General features: G+C 48.5%; 12 protein-coding genes and 1 riboswitch. Of the genes, 11 read left to right on the top strand and 1 reads right to left on the bottom strand.

The genetic code is table 11. From position 1 onward, the window contains the following. Positions 1 to 75 precede the first annotated feature (75 nt). The 11 genes from IC21_RS08760 (at position 76) to IC21_RS08710 (ending at position 10902) form a co-directional block, all read left to right on the top strand. Entirely contained in the window at positions 76 to 972 is an 897-nt protein-coding gene (locus IC21_RS08760; protein ID WP_302466157.1) for a D-alanyl-D-alanine carboxypeptidase family protein, read from the top strand. Continuing rightward, positions 965 to 1555 carry a nucleoside recognition domain-containing protein gene (locus IC21_RS08755; protein WP_013859547.1) on the top strand — a complete coding sequence of 197 codons (591 nt, stop codon included), beginning with the start codon at positions 965 to 967 and terminating at the stop codon, positions 1553 to 1555. Before IC21_RS08760 ends, IC21_RS08755 begins: the two co-directional genes overlap by 8 nt. Continuing rightward, positions 1555 to 2088 carry a spore maturation protein gene (locus tag IC21_RS08750; protein ID WP_019720473.1) on the top strand — a complete coding sequence of 178 codons (534 nt, stop codon included), beginning with the start codon at positions 1555 to 1557 and terminating at the stop codon, positions 2086 to 2088. The genes IC21_RS08755 and IC21_RS08750 overlap by 1 nt, the downstream gene beginning before the upstream one ends. A 135-nt stretch (positions 2089 to 2223) precedes the next feature. Beyond that, a complete protein-coding gene (locus IC21_RS08745; RefSeq protein WP_019720474.1) occupies positions 2224 to 2961 on the top strand; it encodes a pseudouridine synthase in 738 nt (245 codons plus the stop codon). A 117-nt stretch (positions 2962 to 3078) separates the two neighbouring features. After that, on the top strand, positions 3079 to 3618 hold the full coding sequence (resA, locus tag IC21_RS08740; protein ID WP_017553609.1) for a thiol-disulfide oxidoreductase ResA: 540 nt from the start codon (positions 3079 to 3081) through the stop codon (positions 3616 to 3618). A gap of 15 nt (positions 3619 to 3633) precedes the next feature. Next, positions 3634 to 5274, top strand: a complete 1641-nt coding sequence (gene resB / locus IC21_RS08735; protein ID WP_019720475.1) for a cytochrome c biogenesis protein ResB — start codon at positions 3634 to 3636, stop codon at positions 5272 to 5274. A 43-nt stretch (positions 5275 to 5317) separates the two neighbouring features. Beyond that, positions 5318 to 6520 (top strand): c-type cytochrome biogenesis protein CcsB, encoded by a 1203-nt coding sequence (gene ccsB, locus IC21_RS08730; protein WP_026104801.1) that lies wholly within the window; start codon positions 5318 to 5320, stop codon positions 6518 to 6520. Positions 6521 to 6659: 139 nt separating this feature from the next. After that, positions 6660 to 7376, top strand: coding sequence for a response regulator transcription factor (locus IC21_RS08725; protein ID WP_019720476.1), 717 nt, complete (start codon positions 6660 to 6662; stop codon positions 7374 to 7376). Beyond that, complete coding sequence (locus IC21_RS08720) at positions 7373 to 9145, top strand: ATP-binding protein (RefSeq protein ID WP_019720477.1); 1773 nt, start codon at positions 7373 to 7375, stop codon at positions 9143 to 9145. Before IC21_RS08725 ends, IC21_RS08720 begins: the two co-directional genes overlap by 4 nt. A 108-nt stretch (positions 9146 to 9253) precedes the next feature. After that, entirely contained in the window at positions 9254 to 9970 is a 717-nt protein-coding gene (locus IC21_RS08715) for a peptidoglycan DD-metalloendopeptidase family protein (RefSeq protein ID WP_029142092.1), read from the top strand. Positions 9971 to 10040: 70 nt separating this feature from the next. After that, a riboswitch (FMN riboswitch) is annotated at positions 10041 to 10176 on the top strand. A 147-nt stretch (positions 10177 to 10323) separates the two neighbouring features. Next, positions 10324 to 10902, top strand: coding sequence for an ECF transporter S component (locus IC21_RS08710; RefSeq protein WP_029142093.1), 579 nt, complete (start codon positions 10324 to 10326; stop codon positions 10900 to 10902). Between the two features lie 31 nt (positions 10903 to 10933). On the opposite strand, the gene IC21_RS08705 is transcribed toward IC21_RS08710, so the two are convergent. Continuing rightward, on the bottom strand, positions 10934 to 11182 hold the full coding sequence (locus tag IC21_RS08705) for a ferredoxin (protein ID WP_013859537.1): 249 nt from the start codon (positions 11180 to 11182) through the stop codon (positions 10934 to 10936). Between the last annotated feature and the right edge of the window lie 250 nt (positions 11183 to 11432).

The raw sequence follows: 11432 nt of genomic DNA, 5'->3' as shown, positions 1-11432 counted from the left end.
ACAACGATTAGGTGTAAATCAAATACCTATGAAATTTGGAGAATATGCGAGTAAATGAGAGATAATTGAACTTTATTGAAGGAGGCTGTCGTTTCGGACCGTGCCGTACGTACCGAGGGGTCATCATTGTATTTGAAACCGGGAGACAAGTGGGAAATAAAGGATCTTGTTTACGGGCTCATGCTCCGGTCGGGAAATGACGCCGCCAATGTGATTGCCGAAAATGTCGGGGGCAGCATAGAAGGTTTTGTTTTTATGATGAACGAAAAAGCGAAAGAGATCGGCATGCATGACACCCATTTTGCCAACCCGAACGGCCTTGAAGACCCGAACGGCCGCCATTATTCGACCGCTTATGATATGGCGCTGTTAATGAAGTACGCGATGCAAAACAAACAGTTCCGGAAAATCACCGGCACGAAATTTTACAAAGGCTGGCGGAACAAAAACCGGCTGCTGACTGAAAAGTACCGGTATTGTACGGGTGGGAAAACCGGTTATACGAAAGTGGCCAAGCGGACACTTGTGACAACGGCGACAAAAGGAGGCGAAAATCTTATCGCCGTTACCCTGAACGATTCGGATGACTGGGATGACCATATTGCGATGTATGAGTACGGTTTCCGCCAGTATGACAGGAAACGGATTGTGGAAGAGGGGCCGGTTGCCGCCGTCCGCACGAAATATTTGAAACAGCATGTTTATGTGAAACGGGATATCGTCTACCCGCTTAAAGCCGGAGAAGAAGACGCCGTAAAAGTCGAATACCGGATCAAAAAGCCTGAAAGTTCGTGGAAAGACCCGGAAAGAGTGCCGGAGACCGTCGGAAGGGCGATTGTTTATTTGAACGAAAAAGTGATCGCAAGCACGCCTATTTATTATCAGAAAACGCCGGTTAAAGAGAAAGAAACATGGCTTGAACTGTTCGAAGAGACATTTTGGATCCAATTGGGGCTGAAAAACAATGGTTAATTATATTTGGATCGGCATGGCCGTGATTGGGCTTGTTTTTGCGGCGGTAAACGGGAAGATGCAGGCGGTGAACGAGGCGATTTTTACATCCGCGCGCGATGCGGTCTCGATCAGCATCGGCCTGATTAGCGTCCTTGTTTTCTGGCTCGGGATGATGAAGATTGCGGAAGTTTCAGGCCTCCTTTCGAAACTTTCCCGCCTGTTCCGGCCGGTGATCAAAAAATTGTTTCCGGATGTGCCGGACAACCATCCGGCACTCGGCTACATCCTCTCCAATATGATTGCCAATATGTTCGGGCTCGGAAATGCCGCCACCCCGCTTGGCATTAAAGCGATGGAGCAGCTGCACGAACTGAACGGAAGGAAACCGGAAGCAAGTCGCTCGATGATCACGTTCCTTGCCTTAAACACATCCGGGCTCACGCTTATTCCGGCAACGGTGATTGCCATCCGCCTGAATGCAGGTTCTGCGCATCCGACCGAGATTGTGGCGCCAACCTGTATCGCCACTTTTGCAACGACCATTGCCGCCATTTGCATTGACCGCTATTTTTACCACCGGCGGACGAAACGGAGGAAGTGATGTTTTTGAAATGGATCTCACTGATTTCAATTTGGCTGATTCCGGCAATGGTCGGATTTATTCTGCTTTACAGCGCATGGAAAAAGGTGCCCGCTTACGAAACATTTGTGGAAGGCGGCAAGGAAGGCATTAAAATTGCCTTTTCGATTATCCCTTTTTTAGTCGGCATGCTTGTCTCAATCACGATTTTCAGGGCATCAGGCGCGCTCGATTTTTTTGTCGGATTTTTAAAACCGGCCCTGCATTTGCTCGGTATCCCTTCCGAAGTCGTGCCGCTTGCTTTGATCCGGCCGGTTTCCGGCAATGCCGCCCTAGCCCTTATGGCGGATCTGATCAAAACATACGGGCCGGACTCGCTGATCGGGAGAATGGCATCCGTCATCCAGGGCAGCACGGATACCACCCTTTATGTCGTAACCGTTTATTTCGGGGCGGTCGGCATCCGGAAAATGGGGGATGCCTTAAAGGTCGGGCTGCTCGCCGATCTGTTCGGGATTATGATCGCAATTTTCATGGTGCTCTTGTTATTCTGACGCGGCGAAAGGGAAAATCAACGGTTTATCCGCCATTTCAGGGTGCTTGTGCGCTTCGTCAGGCTTTGCTTTTCATTGCCGTTATGCCATAATGCTTAAAGGATAGTTTAAGCAAAACAAATTGAGGTGTAACGGATGGAACGTTTGCAAAAAGTGATCGCACAGGCCGGTGTCACATCCCGGAGAAAAGCGGAGCAGCTGATACTGGAAGGGAAAGTGAAAGTGAACGGGGAGATGGTCAGAACGCTGGGGACAAAAGTGTCCCAAGCGGATAAAATTGAAGTGGAAGGCATTCCGCTTGAGCGTGAAGAAAAAGTATATTACCTTTTTTATAAACCAAGAGGGGTGATTTCCGCTGTCAGCGATGACAAAGGGAGAAAAACGGTAAGCGACTATTTCCGCGATGCGGGCGCAAGGGTTTATCCGGTCGGCCGGCTCGACTACGACACGTCGGGCCTTTTGGTAGTCACCAATGACGGTGAATTTGCAAACCTTCTGATGCATCCGCGTTTTGAAATCGACAAAACGTATATCGCAAGGCTTTCCGGCATTCCATCCAGGCAGGAATTAAAGCAGCTGGAAAAAGGGATCCGGCTAAAGGACGGCATGACTGCGCCTGCCAGGGCAAAACTGTTGTCCATGGACAAACGGAAAAAGAAAGCGATCGTCCAGCTTACGATCCATGAAGGCAGAAACAGGCAGGTCAGGCGCATGTTCGAATATCTCGGCTACCCGGTTGAAAAACTGCGGCGCGAAGCATACGGCATGCTGACACTAAAAGGATTAAACGCGGGCGAAAAAAGGGAACTCACCCCGCATGAAGTTAAGACGTTAAGATCCCTTGCCGAAAACGGAGGCGCCTCCCGTAAATAAAAGCTCAAGTGAAGAGGCTTATTTTGTTCACAAAAACTTCAAAAAAAAGCGAAAAAGGACAGAAAAATGTTATAATGTATGAGAGTTGTGTGACACTTTTGGACAGGGGGAGGAGCAATGTCACAAACGAAACAGAAACGCCTCATTTTCCGCGCCTCGATTCTCGCTGTTCTGATATTGGCTGTCGGTTACACACTGTATGCAAATGCGACGAAGGAGTCGCAGGGAGCGCTTGCAGCGGGGGATAAGGCCCCTGATTTTATCCTGAAAGATTTGAATGGGAAAACGTACCGGTTGTCCGATTATAAAGGGAAAGGCGTCCTTTTGAATTTTTGGGGGACATGGTGCGAGCCGTGCAAGAAAGAAATGCCTTATATGAATGAACTCTATTCGTCCTATAAACCAAAAGGCGTGGAAATTCTTGCCGTCCACGTAAAAAATACGCGCTTTCTTGTGGACGAATTCGTGAAACAGTACGGGCTTACGTTCCCGGTGCTGATTGATAAAAACGGTGATGTCCAGCATGCGTATCACATCGACCCCCTTCCGACAACCTTTTTGATCGGGCCGGACGGGAAAGTCAAAAAAGTGATCATTGGAAACCAAAACCTCTCCAAAAAAGACATTCAGGACATGATGGATATGATCAAACCATAACCGAGGAGAGAGACAATGAAGGATATAAAATGTGAGTGCGGACATGTGAATCCTCCCGGGACCGTTTTGTGCGAGTCGTGCGGGAAAGCGCTGACAGCAGAAGCGGAGGCGGCAGTTCTCCATGATATGCGGTATGAAGGGAGCGCGCGCAGGTCGCAAGTGTATAAAAAAACGCCGGTGGATAAAATCTGGAATTTTTTTTCGTCCGTAAAAACCGGCGTCTGGCTGATTGTCCTGACGTTAATTGCGTCAGCCCTAGGCACCGTGCTGCCCCAGGCAGGCTATATCCCTTCCAATGCCGACCCGTCCGATTATTACGAGGATCAGTACGGCTGGTTCGGCAAGCTCTGGTATACGCTCGGATTTGATGACCTGTACAATTCCTGGTGGTATCTGCTTTTAATTGCCCTGATCGGCGTTTCGCTCGTCATTTGCAGCCTTGACCGCTTTCTCCCGCTGCGCCGCGCCCTTTCAAACCAGAAAGCGGCGCGCCACGAAGGGTTTCTGAAGCGGCAGCGCCTTTACGTGAAAAAGGAAGGGGCCATCGATGATGCGTCATATGCACAGGTCAAACGCCGGCTTGAAGAGAAGCATTATAAAATCCGTGAAGAAGGCGGGAACTTATTTGCCGAGAAAAACCGGTTTTCCCGCTGGGGGCCGTACGTCAACCATATCGGATTGATCATCTTTCTTTGCGGCTGCATGCTCCGCTTTATTCCCGGCATGTATGTCGATGAATTGGTCTGGGTGAGGGAAGGAGAAAAAGCGGTGCTCCCCGGCACAAACGGGCAGTATGTACTGCTGAACAAGCAATTCAAGCTGCAAGTTTACAGCAAGAAAGACAATCAAAATTTTGAACCGGCACTGAATAAGGCCGGCAATGTTGCGAAAAATTTTGAGACGGATGCCGTGCTTTACAAGCAGGGGAAAAAGCGCGTTTTAGGGGAAGATGCTCCGCTTAAAAAAGTGAAATCCTACCGCATCCAGGTCAATAAGCCTTTGAAATTCGGGCATTACGCCGTATATCAAATGGATTACAAGCTGGATGAATTCCAGGCGATGTCTTTTGCTTTTGAGAAGAAGTCGGATAAAAAAATATACGGCAAACTTAAAATTGACCTGTACCATCCAAAGGCGGAATACCCGCTCGGAAACGGCTATAAAGTCAAGCTGCTCGGCTACTATCCTTCGTTTACGGGGTTTGCCAAAAACGGGGAGCCGCAAACGGATTCGTATATTCCAAACAATCCTGCTTTTCTTTTCAGTTTAATTTCGCCGGAACATCCGAAAGGGGAAAAAAGTTTTGTTGCCATCCGCCAGACCGTAGAACCGCTCGGAAAAAATGACTACAAGTTGGCTTTTGCTGGGCTTGAAACACGGAATGTTTCTGCTTTGGCCGTAAGAAAAGACGAGACGCTCTGGGTGCTGGCCGTTGGCGGCGCGATCTTTATGATCGGGGTCATTCAAGGCGCGTACTGGAACCACCGCCGTTTTTGGCTGAAGCGGGAGAAAGGCGCCGTGCTTTTGGCAGCCCATACAAATAAAAACTGGTACGGGCTGAAAAGGGAGCTGGAATGGGTGCTCAGCGCATCCGGCATGCCAGCGCTTGTTGACAGAAAAGAAAGGAAGAATCCGCAACAGGCCCATACAGCTTAAACAGACAGGTGCAATCGGATGAGGAGGGGGAAAATTGGAAAATCTGGTCGAAACAAGCAGCCGGTTGTTGTTCGCCGCATTCCTTTTGTATTTAACCGGCACTTTACTGTTCGGCGGCGCGATCCGCACGCCGAAAAAGGGACAGGCAGGCGGCGCCGGGCCGCAAAAAACGAAGTGGGGAAATTTTGCGATCTTCGCAACGGCTGCAGGGTTTATTTGCCAGGCTGGTTATTTTATTACAAGGTGGATAGCATCCGGGCATGCCCCTGTAAGTAATTTATTTGAATTCACTACTTTTTTTGGTATGATGCTTGTTGGAGCATTTATGGTCATTTATTTTCTTTACAGGAGTGCGGTGCTCGGGCTGTTTGCTTTGCCGGTTGCGCTTCTTTTGATTGCCTATGCAAGCATGTTCCCGAAAGACATCAATCCGCTCGTGCCGTCTCTTAGGAGCTATTGGCTGCAGATTCATGTGACAACGGCGGCTGCCGGGGAGGCCATTCTTGCTGTCAGTTTTGCTGCCGGGCTGATTTACCTTGTGAAAAGCACCGATCAGCAAAAATCAAACTGGCAGACTTTTTGGCTGGAATTTGTTATGCTTTGTTTAATTTGCATCGCCGGTTTTATTGTTGCAAAATCCGCTTTCGGCTTGTTTCATTACAAAGTGGATTTCAGCTGGATTGACCGCAACGGGGCAAAAAACACGGGGGAAAATGCCCTCGTCTACCATATGCCGGCTGTTATCGGGCCGCATGACGGGGAAATTTTAACAGCCGGGAGAATGAAGCCGTGGTTTTACGTGCCGGCCTTTATCAATGCCGTCAAACTGAACACGGTCCTCTGGTCTGTTTTCAGCGGCATGATTCTTTACGCGCTGGTCCGGTTGGCGGCCAGAAAGCGGATCGGCGCGCTGTTAAAACCGCTCACCAAAAATCTAAATTTAGATTTAATGGATGAGATCGGCTACCGCTCGGTATTGATCGGATTTCCGGTGTTCACACTCGGCGCGTTAATCTTTGCGATGATCTGGGCACAAATTGCCTGGAGCAAATTTTGGAGTTGGGACCCGAAAGAAGTGTGGGCACTGGTTACGTGGCTGTTTTATGCCGCCTTTCTCCATTTGCGCATGTCAAGAGGCTGGCAAGGTGAAAAATCCGCCTGGCTGGCCGTCATTGGCTTTGCCATTATTCTGTTTAACCTGATTGCAGTAAATCTTGTCATTGCCGGGCTGCATTCGTATGCCTGATTTTGTAAGCTTTTGAATCCTGCGCACCCCCGGGAGGGCCCACCCGGGAATGCGGTGGCTTGCATGGACCCGCAAGGATTTTACCGGCGGATGTATCTTGCCCGGGCAGGGTGCTGATATTGACTGAGGAGGAATAGCCATGGATGAGGATGTAAAAATTTTAGTGGTTGATGATGAAGAAAGGATCCGGCGCCTGTTACGAATGTATTTGGAAAGGGAAAATTACATGATTGATGAAGCGGAAGACGGCGATACCGCTTTGAAAATGGCGCTTGAAAAAGACTACAGCTGCATTTTGCTCGATATTATGATGCCGGGAAAAGACGGCATTGAAGTGTGCCAGGAATTGCACGAAAAGAAAATGACGCCCGTGATCATGCTGACGGCCAAAGGCGAAGAAGCCAACAGGGTGGAAGGATTTGAAGTCGGCGCGGATGATTATATTGTAAAACCGTTCAGCCCGCGCGAAGTGGTGCTGCGGGTGAAAGCCCTGCTCCGCCGGTCGCTGCAAACGGGTTTCTTAAGCGCGGATACGAAAGCAAAAGACATTGTCGTTTTCCCACATATTACCATCGACAATGATGCCCACCGCGTCACAGCGGACGGAAAAGAAGTCAATCTGACCCCGAAAGAGTATGAGCTTCTTTATTTTCTCGCTAAATCTCCGGATAAAGTGTTTGACCGCGAACAGCTTTTAAAAGAAGTATGGCATTATGAATTTTTCGGCGATCTCCGTACGGTGGATACGCATGTCAAACGCTTGCGGGAAAAATTGAATAAAGTGAGCGAAAACGCGGCTAAAATGATCGTTACCGTCTGGGGCGTCGGGTATAAATTTGAGGTTGCGCCGGAATGAGAATTTGGCGGACGGTTGTCGGGAAACTGTGGATGACCATTCTGCTGATGGTTGCCTGCGTCTTGCTCATCCTGACGGTACTGTTGCTCAAGTTTTTTGAAGAATACCATATCAAGCAGATTGAGCAGGATTTGTCCAATACGGCGCAAAAAATCTCGAGAGTTATGGAGGAGCACCCAAGCGGAAAGATCGGGAAAGAAATTGCCCTCGGCGTTCTGGACCAAAACGAGAAAGTGATGATCGTTTACCGCAAAAATGATATCTTTTATCCGTCCGGTTCCAAATCATATAAAGGGATCCCGTACGCGTCGATTTTAAGGGATAAGCAGTTGTCCAAAGTGTTTAGCGAAAAGAAGAAAGTGATCAAAGAGTTAACCCCTTCCGGCGGGTCTTCCCGCAATAAGTACCATCATGTGATTGTGACGGCCGTCCCGCTTCATGTGAAGGGGGAAGAACCGGGCGCGGTATTTGTTTACCAGTCATTGGAAGTGCTCCAGGAAATGACGCGGCAAACGACAAAAATCATTTTGCTCGGTGCAGGCATTGCCATTATTTTAACGACCGGCTTTGCCTTCTTCCTTTCAAAAAGGATTGGCGGGCCGTTGCATAAAATGCGGGAAGCGGCTTTTGAAGTGGCAAAAGGGCGCTTTGACAAAAAGGTGCCGATTTTAACCCGTGATGAAATCGGGGAACTGGCGACCGCTTTTAATACGATGGGGCGGCAGCTTAAATTTAATATGGACGCCCTGAAGCAGGAAAAAGAGCAGCTGCGGAATATTTTAAGCAGCATGGCCGATGGTGTTTTAACCTTTAACCGGGACGGCGCCATCTTAATCATGAACCCGCCGGCCGAGATGTTCCTTCAAAATTGGTACCATAACCAGGCTGCAAAAGACGCCCCCCTTCCTGAAGGGCTGTCCGCATTGCTTGCAAAGGTGGTCGAAACGGAGAAAGAACAGACGGATGAAATTGAAATCAACGGCCGGTACTATGTCATGATTGCAAGCCCGCTTTATAATTTGTCCCGTATCCGCGGCGTTGTCACCATTATCCGCGATATGACGGAAGAACGGAAGCTGGACAAGCTGCGCGATGATTTTATCGCAAATGTTTCGCACGAATTGCGGACGCCGGTTGCCATGCTGCAGGGATACAGCGAAGCAATCATTGATGATATTGCGGCAAGTGAAGAAGAAAAGAAAGAATTTGCCAAAATCATTTACGATGAAACGCTCAGGATCGGCCGGCTTGTCAATGAGCTGCTCGATCTGGCAAGAATGGAAGCAGGGCATTTTTCATTCAGAATGGAGCCGGTCTCATTCAAAAGTTTTATCGAAAGAGTGACACATAAATTTAACGGCATCGCGAAAGAAAAAGGAATCGGCCTCGTTTGCGAGACTACTTCGGACAATGATCTCACCCTTGAAATCGATGCCGACAGGATTGAACAGGTGCTGACGAATTTAATTGATAACGCCCTCCGGCATACTTCCCCGGACGGTTACGTCAAAGTAAAAGAGGAAGAAACCTCCGGCGGCGTATATGTACACGTCGAAGACAACGGATCCGGCATTCCGGGCGAGGATTTGCCGTTTGTATTTGAACGCTTTTACAAAGCGGATAAAGCAAGGACACGCGGCAAATCGGGAACAGGGCTGGGCCTTGCGATTGCCAAAAACATTGTCGAAGGGCATGGCGGCCGGATCTTTGTCAAAAGCAAACTAGGGGAAGGGACCACCTTTTCATTTTTTCTTCCAAAAAAGGGCTGACCCGGCGCCGGGTCTGCCTTTTTTTGTATATTTTCCCGTTTTTTTGCGCATCTTAGAAGATGGCTTTGCTTGAATCGGAATTGAAAAAACGAAAATGGGGTGGATCAATTGCCAGCATACATCAAAATATGCCTTTTCGTTTCATTGGCAGCTGCATGCCTGGGGGTTGCCTGTTCGGCAAATGGCGTGTCCGCGTCCGGGCCGGATATCCATGAAGCGACAAAAGACTGGATTTTTCCGGCGACAGGGACGATCTCCGACACATTTAACACAAGGTACGGCACACATAAAGGGCTTGATATTGCCGGAAGATACCGTGCAAAAGTATTCAGCGCCCAAGAAGGCACCGTTATCCGTTCCTATTTGTCCGCATCCTACGGACATGTTGTTTTTGTCCGCCATCCGTCCGGATATGAGACGGTTTACGCCCATCTTGCCGGAAGGGCAGTCAGAGCGGGGCAGCATGTTGAAAAAGGAAAGGTGGTCGGCTATATGGGTTCGACCGGCCATTCAACCGGTATCCATCTTCATTTTGAAGTGCATCGCGGATCCTGGACGCCGGATAAAAAAAACGCGATTGACCCGTTTTTGATCTTCGGGACAGGCGCGCTGGGCCAGACGGTTTCCGCCAATGCCCATGACCCTTATGGGGTTTTTGATGCTTCCGCCATCCCTCAGCCCGTAGCTTACACTGTGAAAAAAGGCGATACGCTCTGGAACATTGCCCTGCATTTCCATACGAGCGTGGGCAGGCTGAAAAGCTGGAACAAATTGCGGTCAGACCGGATTATGGCCGGCCAGGTGCTGAAAATAAAAAATGAATGAAAGTGGTGCGGAATGCTTCACAAAATGGCAGCCGGCATGTATAATAAGCTTGTAATAAAAATTTCATACGATTTATCTTCGGGGCTGGGTGAGATTCCCGACCGGCGGTGATAAGGCAGTTGCCTTTCAGTCCGCGAGCCGGCTTTCCGGCAGGATTTGGTGAAATTCCAAAACCGACAGTATAGTCTGGATGGGAGAAGATAAAGGTTGCCAGTGTTTAATGACGCGTTAAACGCTTACTTGGACTCGCCTATTACAAAGCCCCCGGCATTTTGTCAGGGGCTTTTCATTTTGGTCCGCGGCACCTTTCTTCCTTTGATGGTAAATCGGTCACAAGGGGAGAGGAAGTTAAAATGAAGAAATGGGATGTAAAGCAATTCGTTGCAGTCGCGTTGCTCAGTGCTCTGGCTTTTATGCTGACGTTTATTAAATTTCCGGTTCCGCCTTTTCCATCGTTTTTAACAGTGGACTTCAGCGACATTCCGGTATTGGTGGCAGCCCTTCTTTACGGGCCGATGGCTTCTGTTGTAGCGGAACTGGTCAAAAATATCCTGAACTATTTATCGCTCGGCAGTGAAGCAGGGGTACCGATCGGGAATGTGGCGAACTTTTTTGCAGGGATGCTGTTCGTCCTGCCGACATATCTCATTTACAAACGGATGCGGACAAAAAAAGGCATGACTTTCGGCCTGATCACCGGCACGGTATCCATGTCGGTATGTATGAGCATTTTGAATTATTTCATCATTTTGCCGGCTTACTTGTACTTCATGAACTTTTCGGTCGGCAATGTAAAAGCGTATATTGTAGCGGGCGTGTTGCCTTTTAATCTTGTGAAAGGTCTCATCGTGACGGCTTTGTTTATGCTCATGTTTACAAAAATGAAAAACTGGATTGACAAAGCCTCCGCCATTGGGGGGAAAAGAATATGAAAAAAAGCAGGCCATCCCAGCCTGCTTTTTTTCATTCGTATTTTAGCGGATCGCCGTCAAAAGGCTTGTCGGAAACTTTAATCGATTCTGTCGGGCATCCTTCAAAGGCATCCATCAGGTCATCTTCCAATATTTCCGGGACTTCTGCAATGCCTTTATTATCATCCAAAATGACGAAAGAGAGCCCTTCATCATCATAGTCGAAAATATCAGGAGCGCTGGCGGAACAAGCGCCGCAAGCGATGCATGTATCTTTGTCTACGATTGTAAACTTTGCCATTTTGATTCCTCCTCGCTGTTCAATCACGGCAGAAAAGAAAAACGGGCAGCCTCGTAATGCGCAAGGAGGCATGCCGATGTTTCTCCTTCATTTTAAAACTCTTTTTTTCTTATTTCAATAGCGGGCTTCGCGGGGTTCGTGAAACCTGCCGAATCAATGAACAGCTCTGAGGAGTAAAAATTTTTCGTGATAATTTAACTATTCCCCCCCAAAAATGCGGCTAAATATGTAATAATTTAAATAATTAGAG

Origin of the sequence: Heyndrickxia coagulans DSM 1 = ATCC 7050 (genome assembly GCF_000290615.1) — a bacterium.
Lineage (GTDB): Bacteria > Bacillota > Bacilli > Bacillales > Bacillaceae_C > Weizmannia > Weizmannia coagulans.
Note: the sequence above shows the minus strand (reverse complement) of the source record. Positions and strands in the feature narration are given on the sequence as shown.